General features: G+C 73.6%; 6 protein-coding genes. All 6 read right to left on the bottom strand.

Going from position 1 to position 19,898, the window contains the following annotated elements:
* Positions 1–2 precede the first annotated feature (2 nt).
* Positions 3–830, bottom strand: a complete 828-nt coding sequence (locus tag HUT12_RS12915) for a zf-HC2 domain-containing protein (protein WP_176093521.1) — start codon at positions 828–830, stop codon at positions 3–5.
* A 44-nt stretch (positions 831–874) separates the two neighbouring features.
* Positions 875–1,438: a sigma-70 family RNA polymerase sigma factor gene (locus HUT12_RS12910; RefSeq protein ID WP_254876801.1), complete on the bottom strand. Its 564-nt coding sequence runs from the start codon at positions 1,436–1,438 to the stop codon at positions 875–877.
* Between the two features lie 146 nt (positions 1,439–1,584).
* On the bottom strand, positions 1,585–4,899 hold the full coding sequence (locus HUT12_RS12905; RefSeq protein WP_176093520.1) for a right-handed parallel beta-helix repeat-containing protein: 3,315 nt from the start codon (positions 4,897–4,899) through the stop codon (positions 1,585–1,587).
* Positions 4,896–7,058, bottom strand: a complete 2,163-nt coding sequence (locus tag HUT12_RS12900) for a hypothetical protein (RefSeq protein ID WP_176093519.1) — start codon at positions 7,056–7,058, stop codon at positions 4,896–4,898. The genes HUT12_RS12905 and HUT12_RS12900 overlap by 4 nt, the downstream gene beginning before the upstream one ends.
* Before the next feature lie 75 nt (positions 7,059–7,133).
* Positions 7,134–8,168: a hypothetical protein gene (locus tag HUT12_RS12895; protein ID WP_176093518.1), complete on the bottom strand. Its 1,035-nt coding sequence runs from the start codon at positions 8,166–8,168 to the stop codon at positions 7,134–7,136.
* Complete coding sequence (locus HUT12_RS12890; protein ID WP_176093517.1) at positions 8,165–19,882, bottom strand: toxin glutamine deamidase domain-containing protein; 11,718 nt, start codon at positions 19,880–19,882, stop codon at positions 8,165–8,167. Before HUT12_RS12890 ends, HUT12_RS12895 begins: the two co-directional genes overlap by 4 nt.
* Positions 19,883–19,898 lie beyond the last annotated feature (16 nt).

Raw genomic sequence — 19,898 nt, 5'->3', positions numbered from 1 at the left:
TCTCAGTCGGTCGGCGTGGGGGTGACGGTGTCCAGGCGGGCCGAGACGACCGGGCCGCCGTCCATGCGGGCGACGGTGAAGAAGGTCAGCTCGGCGAGGGTCGCGTCGAGTTCGCCGCTGACCTCCTGCGCGCCGGGCCGGCCGTCCCACTCGACCACCTCGTGGGTCTGTCCGTCACGGGTGACTCCGAAGAGTCGGTAACGGATGCCGGTCTCCAACCCGACGACACTGGCGACGATCGTCGACCGGCCCTCGGTCTCGGCGATCGAGACCGACAGGCGAGCCGAACCACCTCCCACGCCTTCGGCGGTCGCCACGCCGACCGGGGTGACCACCGTCGGCTCGCCGCTCAACCGGGGCAGCCCGACGGCCAGGCCGCCGGCGAGGATGACGGTCGCGGCCAGTGCGCCAGCAGCGAGCCGTAGTCGGCGGGAGAACCGGCGTCGGGTGGTGGCCGGGCGGGCGCCGCGGGGACCGGTCGGGGCCGTCCGCCCCTGCGGGCCGGTGGAGGTCGGTCGGGCGCCGGGCTGGTCGTCGACCTCGCCGGACCGAGGGGCCGGTGCCACGGTGGGCGCGTCGGTGGGGGCGGTGTCCGTGGGCACGACGGCCACAGATCCGGGCGTGGGGTGCGGGTCCAGGTCGGACGGCTCGTCGTCGAGTTGTGCCAGGGCCAGCGCGAGGGGTCCCACCCGGTCGCACTCGTCGAGGCACTCCGTGCAGCCGGCGAGGTGCACCTCGAATGCCGCCTCGGAGTCGGTGTCGAGCGCACCGGCCAGATAGAGGGCGCAGGTCTGCCGCGCTGCTGCGTGGTCGTTGTCGAGGTCAGTCATCGGGCAGGTCCGGATCGGCGCGGTGCTGCGGCGGATGGCACATGTCATACCCCGTCCGTCGGCCCGACGATGGCGCGCAGTGCCCGCAGCCCGTAATGGGCGCGGGACTTGACCGTACCCTCGGGGATGTCGAGCCGGGCGGCGATCTCGGCGGTGGACCGGCCGTGGAAGTACAGGTCGATCAACACCGTACGCTGCTCCGGCTTGAGCCTCGGCAGGGCGTCGTGGACGGTGTGCACGGCGACTATCTCCTCGACGTGGTCGGTCGTGGTCGGCATCCGGGAGACGTCGACGGCGCCGACCTCGGTGGGGCGGGCCTGTCGGGCCCGCGCCGCGTCGATCGCGATCCGTCGGGCCACGGTGAACAGCCAGCGGCGCTGGGTCTCCGGGTCCGACGACAGGTGGTCGATGTTGCGCCAGGCCCGGACCATCGTTTCCTGCAACAGGTCCTCGGCGATGTGTCGGGCCCCGAGCGAGAGCTTGAGCAGGAAGCGGAACAGCGGTTCGGAGTGGGTCTCGTAGATCAGGCTCATCCGGGTGTCGGGTGTCGGTGTCTCGTCCGGTGTGGCTGAGGCGTCCGCACCGGCCCCGCTCGACACCGTCGCCACCGACCCGCCTTTCCTGTCCGGCCACCGTCGATGCCGGGGCGGGGCGGATTCCGTGGCCCTGCCCGGCTTCGTGTACCGACGGTGCGGGCGACAGCATACGGGCGTCACCTGACGATCCTGTTTCGACTCGCGCATGGTCGCCGATGTCACATGTGGACAGTCGCTCGGGCCCGGACGTCGTCGACTCGCAGGGTTCGCAGGTCGTCGACGCTGGGGGCGGTGACCGAGCGGAGCCGGCGCGCCTGCCGGGTGACCACCTCGTCGAGCAGTTGTCGGGCGTACCGGCCGTTGCCGAACGTACGCCCGGTCTCCACCTTCTCGAAGTGGCCGCGCAGGGCCGTCAACGTGTCACCCGGGCATTCGTAGCCGCTGGCCCGGGCCAGCCCCTCGAAGATCGCGACGAGTTCGTCCGGCGAGTAGTCGTCGAAGTGGATCCGGCGGGTGAACCGGGACTGCAGGCCGGCGTTGGCGGCCAGGAAGGCGGCCATCTCCGCCTCGTATCCGGCGGCGATCACCACCACCTCGTCGCGGTGGTCCTCCATGAGTTTGACCAGGGTGTCGATCGCCTCCCGCCCGAAGTCGTTGCGGGCGTCCGGCGGCGCGAGGGTGTACGCCTCGTCGATGAAGAGGACACCGCCACGGGCCCGTTCGAACGCCTCCTTGGTCCGGTGCGCGGTGTGGCCCACGTACTCTCCGACGAGGTCGGCGCGGGCGACCTCGACCAGTTGCCCGGCCGGCAGCACCCCGAGCGCGTGGAGCAGCCGGCCGTAGAGGCGGGCGACGGTGGTCTTGCCGGTGCCGGGTGGGCCGGAGAAGACCAGGTGTCGCGAGACCGACGGGGCGGGCAGTCCGGCCCGGACCCGTTGGCGGATGTTGGCGAGCAGGTCGATCAGTTCGGCCACCTCGCGTTTCACACCGGCAAGTCCGATCATGTTGCCGAGTTCACCGAGCAGCATGTCCAGTTCGGAGAGTCGGGGCGTACCCGGGCTGCCCTCGGCTTCGGGCGCGACACCGAGGTCCTGCGGCAGCAGTTGGGCCAGTTCCACGCCGGAGGAGGCGCCGGCCTCGGAGAGCCGGTATGCCTGGCGGCCGATCATGTCCTCGAACACCTTGCGGGCGACCCGGGCGTTGCCGAACGACTCGCCGCGCGGCATCGCCCGGAACCATCCGGTCAGCGCCAGGCGGGTGTCGTACTCCAGGGAGTAGTGGTGGGTGCTGCACAGCCGCTCGACGATGGTGACCAGCTCGTCGTCGGTGTAGCTGTCGAACTCCACGGTGCGGGAGAAGCGGGATGCCAGCCCCGGATTCGAGTCGAGGAAGGCCCGCATCTGCGGGGAGTATCCGGCGACGATCACCACCACCTCGTCGCGGTGGTCCTCCATGAGCTTGACCAGGGTGTCGATCGCCTCCCGCCCGAAGTCGTGACCGCCGCCGCCGTCGACCGGGGCCAACGTGTACGCCTCGTCGAGGAACAGCACGCCACCGATCGCCTCGGTGAACCGTTGCGTGGTCTTCACCGCGGTGCCGCCGACGTGTTCGGCGACCAGGTCGGCGCGGGACACCTCGACCAGTTGTCCGCCGGGCAGCACCTGGAGGGCGGCCAGGATCTGGCCGTAGAGGCGGGCCACCGTGGTCTTGCCGGTGCCGGGCGCGCCGGCGAAGACCATGTGCCGGGACATCGGCGGCATCGGCAGGCCGGCGGCACTCCGTCGCTGCGCCACCCGGTGCAGTCCGACCAGGGTCGCCACCTCGCGTTTGACCCCGGCGAGTCCGACCAGCGCGTCGAGTTCCGCCAACAACGGGGTGGCCGGGTCGCCGCCCGGTCGGTCCGGCCCGTCCACGGCGGCGGATGGTTCCGGTGCCGGGATGCCGGTCGTCGTCGGGGCGGGCCGGCCGGCTGGTGCCGGGCCGTCCTGACGTGGGTCGCCCTCCGCCGGTACGGGTCCGGTCCGGCGCACCTGTCGGCCGGCGTTGCCACGGACGGTCGTGCCATCCATCGGGACCGGCTCCAGCGTCTCCACCACCACGCCGTCGCCGGCGTTGTCGAAGATCTCGCACCGGTCGAGCCGCCCCACGGACCGGCCGGCGAACCGGATGCCGGAGCCGGCGCAGCCGTGCACCCGAGTGTGGGCCAGCCGAAGCCGTGCCCCGGAGCCGACCTCGGCACCCGACCCGCCGGTCTCACCGACGTCGCAGGAGGTCGCGGTGACCGATCCGCCCTCGTCGACGAGCAACCCGACGCCGCCGCCACGGATCCGGCAGTCGGTCAGGGTCAGCGCGCCGTCGGCGGCCACCCGGACCGTGGCCGTGCCGCCGGTGAACGTGCCGCCCTGGACGGTGCCCCGGCCGCCGTCGACGGATTCGACGGCGTGGCCGGTGCAGTCGCGGACCGTCGCGTCGGTCAGCACCGGGTCCGCACCGGCGCGCACCAGGAATCCGGTCCGGCCGCCGTCCACGCTCACCCCGGTGAACGCGCCACCGACCGGACCGTCGAGCAGCACCGCGATCCCGGTACCGCCCTCGATCCGACCGCCCTCGACCCGGGGTGCGGCCGATCCGGTGACGGCGAACGCAGCCGCCCGGGTCGCGCTGATCCGGCAGTCGAGCAGCGCGCCGGTGGCGTTCTCCAGCACGATCACGCCGTGGCCGGCGGTGGCGGTGACGGTGCACCGACGGGCGGTCGGATCGGCGTCCCCGGAGACGACGACGCCGTGCCCGCCGAGGTCGCGGAACTCGCAGTCGTCGAGGACCGGCCGACCGCCGGTGACGATCAGCCCGGAGCCTGGGCTGTCGTGCACGACGCAGCGTTCGACGCGTACCGCGCCGTCCTGCTCGACCGCGACGGCCGGGCCGTCGACCGCGCTGATGTCGCAGCCGACCACCAGGCCCCGACCGGCACGGGTGGACAGCACCCCCGCGCCCCGCACGTCGGTGACCGTGCAGTCACGCAGGACCGGGTCGGCGCCGCCGGCGATGACGACGGCAGCCGCTCCCACGTCGCGCACGGTGGTGCCGGTGACCGTACCGGCCGCACCGCCGTCGATCAGGAGACCGGCGCCGCCCGGATTGCTGAGAAGGCAGTCGCCCAGTTCGAGGCGACCGGCGGCGACGTGCACGCCGACCACCGCGTCGGCGCGTACCTCGCACTGGGTCATGCGCAGCGTGCCGGTGGCGATCTGGACCGTCGGGAAGGCCTCGTCGCCGCCGGTGAGGACCAGCCCGCGCAGCACCACGGCGCCACCGGCTTGGAACACCGCCGGACCATCGACGCCGTGTACGGTGACCGACCCCCGACCGTCCTCGGCGACGAGGGTCACGTCGCCGGTGAGTCGTAGCCGTTCCCGGTAGACGCCCGGCTGCACGGCGACGGTGGCGCCAGGCCGGGCCAGCGCGAGCGCGTCGGAGATGGTCGGCAGGCAGTCCGGATCGGTCTGGGAGACCGACAGCACACCCTGGCTCACGGTCGGGTACCTCCACGTTCGGGCTCGGATGCCGGACCGGTGGCATCGCAGACGAGACGCCGGCCGTCGTCGTGCAGGCCGGGCGCGAACCGCAGCAGCCGGTGGGTCGCGTGCGGGGCGGCGGTGTCGGGCGGTGGCGGGGCGTCCTGTTCCAGTGCCTGACGCAGCCGCTCGCGCATCCTGCCGACCGCGTGGGCGGGTTGCGACCCGACACCGGTCAGGTCGCCGAGCAGCACCCGGGCCGGTCGGTCGTCGGTCTCGGCCGGGTCGACCGCGAGCACGACGAAGCGGCTGCCGGGCGGGAAGAGTGCCCCTGATCCGAACCGGTCGACGCGGCGGGCGGTGGCCGACCAGACGGCGAACTCCACGGTGGTCGCCGGGGCCGGCCGCCGGACCAGATCCACGTCGACGAAGGCGGGCTCGACCAGTTCGTCGCCGGGCCGGTAGCCGGCGAGGACCGGGGCGGGGACCTCGCCGTGGGCGTGCACCGCCCCGAGGACGGTGGGCAGCCGACGCAGTCCGTGCAGGGCACCCCGGGCGAGCAGTAGCCGGTCCGGGGTGTCGTCGGTGCCGCCGCGCAGGGCGGCGTTGATCCGGTCGCGCTCGGTTCCGCAGAACGCGCACAGGGCGACCAGTGCGGCGACCACGTCGGCGGCGGTGCCGGCGGCCCGGAGTCCGGGCTCCTCGGCCAGCACCCGGGTCACCATCCGGGCGTATCCGTCGTAGCGGCCGTCGAGCACCTGTCGGAGCCGGGTCCGGTCGTCCGGGTCCCACCTGTCGTCGAGCCTGCGGACGACGGCGCGGGGCGGGACCGGTCCGGACGCCCGCTCCGGGTGCTGGCCACCCGGGCTGGTGGGCCGGTGCGGCGGCCGGGCTGCCCCGGTATCCGCCGGTACGTCGGGCGATGTCTCGCCGGAGGCCAGGACCGACGGAACACCGGCCTGCGTGGTCCGGACCGGGTGCACGGGGATCGGGACGAAAGCGTCGGTGACGGGCCGAACGGGGGCGGCTTGCGCCGAGTCGGTACGGCGCGGCTCGGGGTTGGTCGGGTCCGGCGGGTCTGCCGGCGCGGGTGCCGGGACCCGCGCCGGATCGGCCCTCGGTCCGTCCGGGGGCCGGGGGCCCTCGGCGGGTTCGACGGCCTTCGGCGCGCGCCACCGGTCGCCGTCGCGCAACTCGATGAGCATGGCAGGGGCCAGCGGCGTCGGTCCGTCGCTCGCCGCAGGGCCGCGCGGCGCCGGGGCGACGGGCAGCGTTGCACCGACCTCCTGCGCACGTGGTGCGGTGGGACCGACGCGGGGCGGCCAGCGATGGAACGTCGCCGGGGTCGTCAGGGTGCCGTCGGCGGCGGCGGTGACGATGTCGGTGCAGACGAGGATCGGTTCGCCGAGGGCGGTGGCCAGTCCACCGAAGATCAGTCCGGCGGCGGCCGGACCGGTCGGTGCCGTGCCGGTGACGACCAGCACCATCGGCTGGTGATCGTCGGCCCGCACCGTCGTGAGCAGTGTGGCCAGGGTCGCCGGTGGTACCGGCCGACCGACGATCCGGAATCCGGTCGGGCCGACCTCGATCTCCACCACGAATCCCGCTGCGGCGGTCCCGGTGGCGGGCGCACCGGTGACCGGTGAACCGGTGTCCAGCAACGACCAGCCGGTGGCGGTGCGTCGACCCGGCGGGGTGGGACGGGTCGACGGCGCAGGGTTGGGACGGGTCGACGGTGCCGGGGTGGGCCAGACATGGCCGGTTCCGGCCGGGCGGCCGGGTGGGTAGACCAGCCACTCGTACGGGCCGGTCAATCTGGTCTGGTCCACCGGCAGCGGGTCTCGTGGAATCGTCACCGCCTGACCGATCCGCTCCGCCAGTCCTCGTGCGGCCCGGTCGACGACGGAACGGTCGGCGTAGTCACCGAGCGGCAGCAACCGGATCCCGTCGGCGCTGCCGCCCAGCTCCGCCCCGAGCACCCGGGACAGCACCACGAAGAACTGCGGCAGGGCGGTTACCTGCGGCGTACTGACCACCGTGATCCGGTCGGTCTCGGCGGGCAGCGACCCGACGAGGCGTACCACCGGGTCCCGGTCCTCTGCCGCGGTGCGCAGCAGCAGCGCGTCGCCGACCGGTTCGGTCAGCACCCCTGTCACCGCCACCGTCGTCGCGGCCATCCGCGGTTCTCCCTTCCGCCGGTGGTGGGTGTCCCGGCCCGAGTGCCCCCACTACGACCGCCGGACCGGCGCGGTTCACGGTCGGCGCGCAGTTTCCCGTCGACCCGTGGTCGTCGCCCACAGCGCGGCCCGGGCACGGTGCAGTGCGGCGGGCCCGACCTGGGGCGGGTGCGGGCCGCAGGCGCGCAGGTGGGCCAGGAAGGTGGGCCCGGGTGCGAGCCGGTGCCGGTCGAGGTAGTAGGTGACCATGTCGCTCCAGATCCACTCGCCGTCGGTGCGCAGGTCCGTGGGTACGGTCCCGGTCCGGGTGCGGTCCAGGGCGTCGTCCAGGAACGTCGCGGTGGTCAGCAGCGGCACGCCGGACGCGAGACGGGTCAGCACCCGATCGCGGCCCGGCCCGTCGAGGCGGGGTTGGTCGGGGGCGAAGCCGGGCGACTCGGCGAACCGGACCGGGGCGGGTGGCCGGGGTGTCCACAGCAGCGCCGCACAGTCCAGGGCGATCCGGTGCTGCGCGGGCAGGGCCGTCTCGTCGTCGAAGACCTGCACCAGTGGTGTGCTCTCCCCCGCCTCGCGGAGCACGGCCTGCAACCGGGCGGCGGCGCTCGGCAGCGCGCCGTCGGGTCGGTGCACGAGGTAGACGCGTCGGGGTGGGGTGCCGTCGGTCGGGTAGCGCCACGACCGCCACAGCGCCTCGACGCCGGTCAGCGCCGGCATCGTGGCGACGATCGCGGTGTCCACCGGGTCCGGTGCACCCGGGCCGACATATCCGCTGGTGAGGTCGAGGATGGCCGGCAGCCGCTGTTCGGCCAGCGCTGTGGGGTCGGCGGGCGCCAGCGCGTACATGGGTAGCGGCGGCCCGTCGGTGCGGCGGACCTCGGCGAGGGCGGCGGTGTCGGCCCCCGACGACGACAGCGTCTCGGAGAGTACGACGACGTCCTCGGCCGTCAGCGCGACGTCACCGGTCAGCGCGGTGAACACGACCGCTTCGGCCACCTCGCGCACCAGGCCCTCGGCCAGCCAGGTGCGGGCCTCGCTGACCAGGTCGTCGGGGAAGTGCCCGTCGAGGCGGAGCAGGAGGTGGTGCAGCGCGAGAGAGGGATGCTCGGTCATGGTCCCGCCTGGAAGGTCGTGGGGAGGTGGCCGTGGACGGCGGCGAACCGGTCGGCGGCGGCCACCGGGTCGGTGCCCTGGACCAGTGCCTCCTGGACCCGGGTGCGCAGTCCGTCGAGAAACGTCGGGTCGACCGGTGGGGACAGGTCGTACCGCATGACGACGGCGTCGACGGCCTGATGCAGTGCGGTCGGATCGAGATCGGAGCGGTGCCACCGGAGGCTGCTCCCCGACGCGGTGGTGCCGGACGGTGGCGGGTGCACGCCACCGGCCCACGTGGTGCCGTCGGCCGGTTCGAGGGACTGGAAGTGGTTGAATGCGCGGGCGACGTAGAGACGGTGGGGCGCCGACGGCTGCAACGGCTGGGGTGCCCCCGTCACGACCGGCACGCGGCCGGGGCCCGCGTCGATGGGGACGACGACGAGGTCGAGGTCCAGTGCCAGCGCCAGGGCGGTCGGCACGTCGTCGCCGATCGCCGAGTTCCACAGGTCGCGCTGCCGCATCGCGGCCTCCAGCAGTTCCACACCGCTGGGTGCCCGGCCGTGCCGTTCCACGGTGTCGAGGATCCGTCTGACCACCTCGGCGTTGCCGGCCTCGCCACGATCGACGAAGTGGACGGCCAGCATCCCGAGGATGTTGCGGTCGCCGCGGTCGATCCGGTCGGCGACCTCCTGGAGCCACTGCACCCTCGGCTGCCGACGCTCCCGCTCGGCGACGGCGGACCGGACGTGGTCCGCGAGGGTCCCAGCAGTGGCCGGGTCCTGAGCGGTCAGCAGCGCGCGCAGGTCCTCCCGGGTGAGGTCGTCGACGCCGACGACGCCGTGTGTCCTGGCGCGACGGCGTAGCTCGTCGAGCTCCGCCTCGGCGCGCCAGGCCTTCCGGGTCTCGGCGGTGGCCGGCACGTACTCCCAGCCGGGGGTGAGTCGGGTGTCGGCGTGCTGATGGTGGAGCTGGTCGGCGATGATCTGGCCGGCGGTACGACCGAGATGTGGCTCGAACCTCGCCGGCTGCTGCGCTATCAGGTCGGCGGCATGGGCGCGGAGGTCCGCCGGGCCGGCTGGGTCGCCGGGTAGCGGGACGCGTTGCCGGCGGCTCGCTTCGAGCACCGCCCAGAACAGACAGTCGCGGTCGTCGGGAACGTCACGCAGCCGCAGTCGCCCGGCACCGGGGACGTCGATCGGGATTCCGACCGGACGCCAGGCCCGGGTGCGTTCGCGCAACCGGCGCAGCTCGGCGTGGTCCGGGCTGTCGTGCGGCACGCGGGACAGCATGCGGTCGATGCGGTCGCGGAGGCCGTCGACCATCTGTCGGGTCTGTGCGACGGACAGCAGCCGCCGCACGTCGGCGATGGTCGGTCCGACCTCGGAGCGGCTGCCGTCGGATCGGTCCACCGGGGTGTTGGGGTGTCGCTGGTGACCGCCGGTGTCCTGCCGGGACCGCTGGTGCGGCGACCCACTGGCGTGGGAGGCGTCCTTCGCTGCGGCCGGGTCGCGGTCCGGATCGAGGCCCGTACCCGCTGGCCGGCCGCCGGTAGGACCGTCCCCGTCGGTCGGACCGTCCCCGGGTGGCGGTGGTCCAGGTGGGCGGGGGAATCCGCCGTCCCGGTCGACGCTGCGCAGGCCGTCGGTCTCGACGATGAGGAGACCCCGTTCCTGCCGCGCCTGCCAGCCGAGCGGCACCCCGTGCGTGTCCTCGTCGTCCTGGTCGGTGCGGTCGGTCCGCGTGGTCTCGTCGCGGCCGGATCGGTCGGGAGTGCCCTCGTGGCCGGCTCGCCGCGTCTCCGGCGGTGCGAAGATCCGGTCCAGTTCTCCCGGCGTCAGTCGCAGATACCGGGTCGGGTCCAGCTCGACGATCAGGGCGTGGGCGGTCGCGATCTGGTGGTTCAGGACCGAGCCGACCAGCGGGTCGGGCAGATGCGCGGGGACGGTGTCCGGGTCGAGAGCGAGGTAGGCGGCCAGCAGCGATTCGGCCAGGACCTCGCCTCGGCCGATCCAGTCGGGCGCGTCGTCGGCCGAGGCGGTGAGCCGGACCTCCTGCTCCGTCACCGTCTGCCGCCAGTCGTCGATCGCCTCCCAGAGTTCGCGCAGGTGTGTCCGTCGTTGCGCGACGGTGGCGTCGGCAGGGAGCCGGTCGACGATGTCAGCGAGTCGGGCGTGGTGGACGAGCCACTCGGTCGGGGCCTCGAACCGCTGTCGACGCCATGTCGACACCGCCGCGTCCCGCTGCGGGTCCGGGCCGTCCGGCGCCTCGCCGGAGCGGGCGACCCGATCGGTGGGGTCGCCCCGCGACGCGCCTCGTTCGAGGTGCACGGTGTCGATACCGAGCAGCGCGGTCAGGTCGGCGGTGTCGCCCGACATGTCGACCGAGAGCAGTGGCCGGTGGCCGTCCTGTCGGAGCAGGTCCAGGAGGTACGCCTGGTCGGCACGGTCGTCGGCGTTCGGGTCGGCCGTCGGCGGCGCACCGGTCAGGTGGGGGTCGGTGAACAGGTCGGGACGGCGGTTCCGCAGGGCAGGGCCGGGGTTGTCGCCGATCAGCAGCACCCGTCCGGTCGGGTGGCGGTCCTGGTACTCCCGCGCGAGTTGTTCCAGGAAGGCGTCCGGCAGGTCAGGTTCGGGGGACGTGCCCGGTTCCGGTGCCCGGCGGCGGACCCAGAGCAGCATCACCGGCTGCCCGTCGTCGAGCCCGAGCAGGCGGATCCTGTCGTCGAGGTCGTTGCGGCGTTCCTGGGACAGCCCGCCGAGCAGGTCGGCGCGGAGCCGGTCCCGGGTGGCCGGGTCGTCGGTGCGGTGCGACTCGCTCGTGGTCGAACCTCTGCGACGGCCGCCGACGGGACGGGCGGTCCGTCGGCGGCGGTGCTCGGCCGGGGGCGTCGGGGGGTCGGTGTCGGTCGACGGAGCCCGGGTGTGGGCCAGCCGGCGGGCGACGACGTGCGGATCGGTGCCGTCGAGCAGCGCGGCGGTGACCCGGTAACCGTGGTCGAGCAGCGCGGCGGCCGATTGTGGCGTACCGGCGCTGCGGCCGGCGACGATGGCGTCCACCCGGTGTCGGAGTGGGACCAGTGTGTCGGGGTCGAGTGCCGCGAGGCGCCGGTCGACGGTGGCCCGGTCGACCGGCGGCAGACCGGGCGGGGGTGCAGGCGACAGGGGCCGGTCGGTGAACTCGGAGGCGTACCGGGCGGCGGCTTCGCTCGTGCCGGTGCGCCAGGCGGCCTCGATCTCCTCGGCCAGGGCGAGGAGCGCGGCGGCTCGGGCCAGCAGGTGGTCGCCGCCGGCTCGACCGCCGGGTCCGACCAGACGGCGGAACTCCTTGTGCAGGTCGCGCCCGGCGGCTCTGCGGTGGAGCCGACCCGCGGTGTGCGTAAGCCTGGCTGCGGTGCGCTGGAGACCGGCCACGGTGTGCTGGATCCGGACGGACCTGGTCTGGAACCAGGCGCGGTGCCCTGCGCCGGGTGGTGGGAGCTGGTGACGAAGCACCCGGTGCTGGGCCCGCAACACCGGGGTCAGGTCGGGCTCGGTGGGCGCGTTCGCCGTGACCTGGTCGAGCAGTGCGCGGGCGGCAGCGGCCAGGTCCACCAGCTGCTGGTCGACACCGGGTTGCCCGGATGGCTCCCGGCCCGCGTCGTCGCCCGTTTCCGGAGTCAGCTCACCGCGACGCACCAGGTCGGCGAGTGGGACGAGTTGGTCCCGGTGCGCCCGGGCGGTCGCCAGGTGGCGCAGTTGGTCGACGGTGGCGGTACGCGGTCGGCGCAGCGCCGTCCGGAAGTCAGCGGTGTGGCGGTCCAGGGCGGTCGCCAGGTCCTCGGCGGTGGTCAGGGCGAGGGTGTCCAGGGCCTGGCCGCGGTCCTGCTCGAACCGTCGTCGGGCTGCGTCGTTCTCCGGCAACGCCGGGATCCCGTGGGCTGTGGCGTCGGCCGGTTGTCGGTCGCGGCCCGCGGCCAGCCGGTCGGCGAGTCCCTCGGCGTCCGCTCTGGCCTGTAGGTATCGCTCCTGGGCCGCCCGGCTCTCGATCCGGGCCGCCGTGGCCTGCGCTTCGGCCTGGTCGCGCCGGCTGTCTGCCGCGTCCGGGGGAAGGTCGCGTAGCTCGGTCTCGGCGGCACGCCACTCGGCTGCCCGCTGCAACCAGTCGGCCCGGCTCGTCAACGCGTTCTCCCAGGCCGCCACCGTCGAGTCGATGGCGTGGCGGCGGGCCGGGTCGGTGTCGTCGAGCCAGCCGTTGGCCCGGGCGACCTCCTCGGGTACCTGCACCTCGATCGTGCCGGGCAGCGTCACCTCGGTGCCGGCCCGGTCCCCGAGCGGGTCCGTCGGCTCGCGGACCACGTGCCGTTCCTGCACCGTGAAGGTGAAGACCATCGTGCGACCCCGGTACTTCACGTTCGAGCCGGTGTTGGCGGTCGTACCGGACCGGGCGGCGCTGCCCGAGCCGACTCCGAGCTGGCCCGGCATCGGCGCGTCGTGTCGGGTGACCGGGTTGACGCCGGAGGTCCCGGTGCGGAGGTCGACCTCGAAGCCGGCGAGGTTGCGGGACTGCGTCTGGGTGCTGGTCGCCACCGATACCTGTTTGGGTCGTTCCATCCGGTCGTCGGTGACGATCCGGGCCAGCGACGGCGGGCCGAGGCGCGCGTACCGTTCGAGGACCGCGCGGTAGCGCGGCGCGATACCGGGGCCGGTCAGTCCGGTCGTGACGCCCTCGTTCGCGATCCGGGGGTACTGGGCCTTGGACCATTCCGGGGTGGCCTGGTCGTGGACGGCTGCCGGGACGATGGACCGTGGGTTGCGCAGCGGGTCGGTGCCGATGGCCCGCTGGAGACGCGAGGTGCACGCGTGGGCGGCGACCGCCATCCGGGCGGCGTCCTCGGACGCCCGCGCGGCGGGGAAGGACGTGACCATCGCCTCGGTCGGCAGGCGGGTGCCGCCGCGCTGCCACCGCCGTATGGCGTTCGGTTCGGTCTGTGCGGAGGTCAGGGCAGTTGGTCCGCCGGTGGGCCGGTCTGCGGACGGCGGTTCGGGTGCGGGTTCGCGGACCCGCGTGGCGGACTCGGGGATCCGCAGTCGGATCGGTACCCGGATCGGGGTTGTGCGGTGCGTGTCCGAGGTGGTGACGGTCAGTTCGAGGATGCTCTCGAACTCGATCAGTGGTCCGGTTCCGGTGACGACGCGCTCGTCGACCGCAGCCGTGGCGGTGGACCGGTCCGCGTCGCTCTGGTGTCCGAGGCGGGCACCGGGGCCGGCGCCGAACACTCCGCCGTGGTGTTTGGGAGGGTTCTCCGGGTCACTGCCGCTGGTGTCCCGCCCGGGGACGTAGCTCCCGCTGACGTCCACGGTGATGCCTTTCGACCTGTCCACGGCGGCGGTGTGGTTGGCCTTCGTGTAGTACTCGATCTCGGTCGGGTCGGAGATGACCTCTGTCAGGCGCGGCGGGGTGAGTCGGGCCCGGATCCGGACGTCGACTCCGGTGGTCGTCCGCGCCACGAAGGCGAACCGGCGCATGCGTCGCCGGTCGTAGAGGCGTACCAGGAGGTCGTTGGAGAGCAGGCTGTCGACGAACGCGGCCAGGCCGAACCGGCCGAAGATCGCCTTGGCCCGGCCGACGTTGCCGAGCGGATCCCGCAGCGGCTCGTCCGGGAGCAGGTCGACGCCCTGCTCCCGGAGCCGGTCCCGAATCTGCTGGTAGAGGTCGGGGCCGCCCAGGTTGTCCACCCAGGCTCGGCCCAGGTCGCCGGAGTCCAGCGTCAGGTTGTCCGGGATCCGCCAGGTCGGGGCACCGGTCGCCGGTGGCAGGTGGATGGTCTGCGGTGGGGTGGGTGGATCCGGCGGCAGCGGCAGAGTCGGGATCTGCCGGTCGGCGTTGGCCGGATCGGCGTTGTGCTGTTCGATCCAGGCGTTGGTGGTCTGGACGTCGCGGAGGGCGACGGCGATGACCAGGCCGTTCTCGACGGACACCCGCTGGTGTCGGACGCCGATCTGACCGGCGAGGAAGTCGGAGGCACCGGCCCACCGGGTCCGTGCGGTCAGGTGCCAGTCGCCGTCGACCCGGTAGAAGACGAACGCGCCGCTCTGGACGACGTTGCGTTCGGCGCCACCGGTGTCGGTGACCGTCGTGGTACGCAGGTCGTCGTGCCACTGCACCCCGGGTTGCAGGCTGGCGTTGCCGGCGTAGTCGCCGTCGCCCCGGTGCCCGAACAGGCCGAACAGGCGCAGGGCGTGCATCCCCCCGGTGACCTGCGCCGAGGTGATCGGGTAGCTGCCCGCCATCGACGACTCGAGTTCCCAGGAGCCGGGGTCGACCGGGCGGAAGGCGGTCGGGGCGAACGCGACCTGCAACGAGCCGAGGTCGTCGCGGAACACTCCCCCGGCGAACAGCGTGCCCGAGGTCTCTCCGGGGCTGATCAGATTACGGGTCCGCCCGTTGGCGAACTCGGGGGTGAAGAGCGCGTCGATCTGGCTACGGGACGCACTCCCGGGGGAGGTCAGCATGTCACCGTGCGGCAGTCCTTCGAGCAGGTCCAGCGCCGCGTCCCGGATCGGGGCGAGCGGACCGACGCCCTCGGTGTGGAACCGCAGCGGCAGGCCGGCGAAGGGCAGCGGCGGCGGTGCGGTCTCGGTGACGTCGTGGAGGACCGGGACTGCCCGGTCGTCCGTGGCACCGTCCGGCCGGGGGGCCGGCTCCTCGACCCCCATCCGGTCGGCCCACAACTCGGACACCCAGATCCGCATCCGGCCGGGCCGAAGCCGGATGGTCTGCGGGGTGCCGGAGAACTCCAGATGATTGGGGTCCAGGTTCTGCCCGTCCGGCAACCCGACCCACCGCCGGTCGCTGCGGTGCGACAGCAGGCCGGCCGTGACGGTGCGGTACAGCGACCGGGGGCGGCTGTACGAGGAGACCTCCACCTGGAAGTCGAGGTCCAGTTCGTATTCGCGGGCGGTGGTCCGGCCGTCCTTCGGTGTCGGGCTGACCGACATCTCGACCTGGGCGACCTGCTGCCCGGTCGCCAGCTTGCGTCCGTTGGTGCGGGTGTACTGGTAGCCGACGCCGGCGGCGGCCAGTGCCCGCGACGACGGCTTGCGCCAGCGGTCGAAGAAGCCGAAGCGGATGCCGGCCTGGTAGTCCCGACTGACGGAGGTGTGTGCCTGCGCGCGGTCGCCACCGATGTCGGTCTCCCGCATCGAGATCGACTGCGACTCGCCGGTGCGACGCCCCGCGGTCCGGGTGGCCGTCAGCACGATCCGGACGTACTCGTTGCGGTACCAGCCGTACCGCTTCAGCTCCACCACGATCCCGGTGTCGAAGAGGCTGTCCACCATGGCGCGGACCGCCGGCTGGCTCAGGGCGGTCCGCAGTGACTCCTCGTTGCGGCGGTGTTCCATCAGGTCCCGCAAGGTGCGGATGGTGTCCACCGGTGCCGGTCCGTCGACGACGAAGCCCGGGTACGCCCGCAGGACGCTCTCGATGTCGGCGAGGACCTCGGCGAGACCGGTCACGTCCCGTACCGCGCCGTCGCCGAGCGGTCCGGTCACCACCTGGGCGTCGTCCGGCAGGCGGGTGCCCTGGCCGGTGGGCAGGTCCGGCGGCAGGTCGGTCGCCACCCGGACGAAGAGGTGGTCGGGTTCGGTGGAGACCTCGTCGATCCCGGCACCCTGGATTCTCCAGGTGACCGGGTAGTCGCGTAACTCGGTCTCGCCGGTGTAGATGACCGCCCGCTTGCGTCCGCCGCTGCCGCCGCCCAGCGCCGCCTGTTCCCGGCGGCCGGAGACCCCGACGCCGACCGACCCGGTCAGCGGAGCGGCCGTCTCGTCGCGTGGCCCGTTCCACCCGGCCTGGAGCGCCGCCCCGAAACTCGCCGAGGCCGCCGCGCTGTGCTCGTTGGCGACCACCACCTGCGCGCTGTCGCGGAGTACCACGTCGGTGGCGGTGGAACGGACGATGTGCTCGGCGCTGCCGGCCGTGATGGTGAACGGCCCGGCGACCTCGTTGGTCGTCTCGTTCCACAGGGCCGGGATGCGCAGCCCGCCGGTGAACTCCTCCAGTGCCGCCTCGACGTTGCGGGTGCTGAGCAGGCGCGACAGTTCGGCCCGGCTCGCCGAGCCGACCGCGAACAACCCGGGTGGCAGCGTGCGCTCGGCCAGCCGCCACAGCTCGGGTACGACTGCGGCCTCGACCTGGTGTACCCGGGGTGTCGTCGACGGTCCGAGTCCCTCGGCGCGCTGCTCGTTCCGGTCGGCGACCAGGGCGTGCCGGGGGATCTTCAGGATCGCCTCGGTGGGTACCTCCCGGGCCGGGCCGACCTGCTGGTTGGTCCCGTCGGCGGCGCGTTCCCACAGCTCCAACCGGTACGTCGCCCGCGCCGCGATCCGGTCCGCGCCGTTGCTCGGCCGGGCCTGCCGGTGGGTCACCAGGGAGCGGAGCGTGGACAACGCCTGCGTCAGCCGCCGGAGGGTGGCGTGCAGGTTGAGTCCACCACCGACGAGACCGGGCTCGACGGCGCCGGCCGGGCTCACCGTCAGCGAGGCGTCGACCCCGCCGCTCTTCGACTTGGTGATGCCGCTCGCGGTGGTGACCGCACCCGCCCGGTCGATCCGGGTCAGCACGGTGTCCGGGTCCTGGTCAGGGGTGCGGCGCAGTTCGTCGAGCGTCACCGAGACGCGGAGTTCGACCTGCCGACCGTCGACGGTGACCGGGACGTGCTCCCCCCGGCCGACGAGCCCGTGCAGGTCGCCGCTGCCGTCGGCGTCGTTGTGCAGCCGGCGGAGGAACTCGTCGAGGCCGCGTACCTTCCGGCTGCCGCGCTGCCGGACGAGGTCACGCGCGGCCTGCTCGACCTCGGCGAGGCCGGTCACCCGGACCACCTCCGCGGCACCCAGGGAACCGGCGGTCAGGTAGCCGACCGCTACCAGGCCGTCGTCGAGCGAGTCCGGCGCGGGATGCTCCCCGGCCCGGTGGTCGACGGTGAGCAGTGCCGTCTCCTCGGCACTGGCGGTCCCGTTCCCCTCGATGCCCTCGACGCCCTCGGTCCTCGGCGGCGGGACGACCGTCTCGTCGTCGCCGTCGGAGTCCGTCCCGGTTTCGGCGGGCGCGTCCAGCCGTCCGCCGGTGGTGTCCGACGAGCGACCGCCGATCGGCACGTCCAGGCCCCGGACCAGGCCGTCGACCGGTACGCCGTCCGTGGTCGGGACGAACAGCACCGTGTCGGGCTGAATCGAGAGGTCGGCGAGCGTACCGTTCTGGCCGTCGAGGAAGACCACCCCGTTGTGGTCGTGGATCACGTTGAACGCGTGGGCGAAGTCCCGGCCCGCCCGGTGCACCACGACGATGCCCCGCGACCCCTGCGGCGCGGAGCGCATGACCCGGGTGACGGCGGCGAAGTCCGCCACGGCCACCGGTGCGCGGTCGCGGTAGCGGGTCAGGTGCTCCAGTGGAGCCAGCGTGGACGGTGACGACTGTAGGCGTTCACCGGGTCGCAGTTTCTCGGTGAACGCCATGTCGGTGACGATCGCCGTGAGTACGCAGTTGGTGCCGAACTCGCCCTTGCGACGCCGGAGCGGGTTGATCCCGGGAAGCCACGGGTAGTCACGCTGGACGACCGTGGCGTCCGGTCGGGGGTCGGTTCGCGGCGTTGCCTCGGTTCCCGACTCGGCGTCCCGCGCGCGGAGGTCCCCACGCGGTCCACCGTTCGTCTGCGGGGTGGTGTCCGTCGGGGTGGCGTCCGTCGAGGCGGACGGCACCGGCGTCGGCGCGGCGGTGGAGGTGGTCAGGGACGACGCCGGTGACGGCACGGGGGTGGCGACCGTGCCCGCCACGGTTGCCGGCCGGACCGGCACCGGAGCGTTCGACGGCGTACCGGATGACCCGGTGGGTGCCGGGCCGGTGGACGAGACCGTGGTACCGGCCGGGGTGATCGTGGTGGTCGCCGCCGACGGCACCGGCGTGGGGGCGGCGGGACGTGTGGGCGACGGCCCACCGTTCGTGGTGGGGCCGGCGGTCGATCCGCCGCCGTTCGGGGGCGTGCTCGCCGGGGACGCGCCGGTGCTGGAGACGGGCGTGGTTGCGGCGTTGGGTGTGGTGACCGGGGTGGGGGTCGCGGCCCCCTGGCCGCCCATCGAGGGTGCGGCGGGCGCTGGGGGCACCGGCGCGGCAGACGGTGCCGGTGGCGCGACGAACGGCCCGCCCGACGTGGTGACGGCTGCCGCCGGAACCGCCGATGGCCGGGCGTCGTTCGACGGGGCTGCGCCGGTACTCGACGGGTCAACGGTGCCGTTTCCCCCGTTCCCGCCGGTGGTGGTCGGGGCGCTCGCGACACCGTTGCCGGTGACGGCACCCGCTGCTACCGGTCCGCCCGCCGCTACCAGTCCGCCGGGCGGGTACGGCCCCGTCGGGTCGACCTGGTGTCCGGTGCCGACCCCGGTGCCGTCCGACGGTGGTGATCCTGACCGGTCGGCATCCCCCCCTCCGGGCGTACCGGATGCGGCGGCTCGGTCCGGCCCGGTGGACGTGGTGGATCTGCCGTCGGAGGGGCCTCCGGACGCACCGACCACGGCGGGCGCGCCGGTGCCGTCGGGGGCGGCGGGGGCGCCGGCCCCGTCCGGGCCGGGTGGTGGCGGAGTGTCCGCCGACGACGGGCCGTCGATGGGCGGCGGGGGGCCATCAGGCGGTGGGGACGAGGACTTCGAGGTGGGATCCGGTGTCGGCGTCGTGCGAGGGGGCCCCGGGTCGTCGGGCTCGGCGTCGCGGGTACTGCCGTCGGGGTCCGGCCGGATCGCGTCGCCGATGTTCGTGCCGGCGGCGCTGGCCGCACCGGACACCGCACCGGACACCGCCGCCGCACCACCGACGTTCCATCCCTGGCCGGTCATCACCCCGTAGAGTCCCTCGGTCAGGTATTCGACGGCGGCCTCGGAGGCCATCTCACCGGCCGCGTCGGCAGTGGCCTGACGCCCGGTCGGCCTGGGTTCGGGTGTGGTCAGCGCCTGGCGGAACGTATTGCTTGGCGGAGGCACCGAGTCGGCACCGGCGTCGGTCAGTGCTCGCGCACCGGGGCCACCGAGCCGCCGGGCCAGGAGGTTGATCGCCGGACCGAGGAAGGTGGAGACCGCGCCACCGAGCGCACCGACCGCTGCGGCGTCGCGGGTCAGCTTGCCGTCCCAGCGGTCGCGGGTGCCCATCGACAGTTGCAGCCGCTGGACGATGGCGTCCATCAGCACCTGAAGGCCGATGCCGACCACCTGGTTGACGGCGACCATCTGGATCAGCCGGCCGAGCAGCGTACGGACCAGGAAGCGGAACACGGCGACCCGGGCGGCCAGCCAGTTCAGGGCCGCGCCCGGGTTGAAGAACGAGAAGGCGAGGGCGACGATGAAGTCGATCATCAGCTGGATCAACGCGCCGATGATCATCATCTTGACGTACTGGACCTGGGTGCCCGAGGCGCGGCTCTTGGCGCCGAGGTCACGCAACTGCTCGGCGGCGGCGGCGAGGTAGCCGGGATTGCGGACGTACCCCTGCATCGACTCGACGAACGCCTCGTCGGCCCGGCCGGACACACCGCGTCGGATGGAGCGGACGGCGTCCACCAGGAGCGGAAGGGCGGAGTCGACCCCGTCAGCCGCGCCGCTGTAGGCGCGGGAGAGCCCGAACAAGCGATCCTCGTCGGTCCCGGGGAAGTCCTCCCCCGAGATCCACTTGAGAAAACCGGCCAGGTCGTCCGACGCCTCGATTCCCATCTCCGCTCACCTCCCC

The sequence above is a fragment of the Verrucosispora sp. NA02020 genome, assembly GCF_013364215.1.
In the GTDB taxonomy this organism is placed as follows: domain Bacteria; phylum Actinomycetota; class Actinomycetes; order Mycobacteriales; family Micromonosporaceae; genus Micromonospora.
The sequence above is the reverse complement of the archived record's forward strand: the minus strand, read 5'-3'. Positions and strand labels throughout refer to the sequence as shown.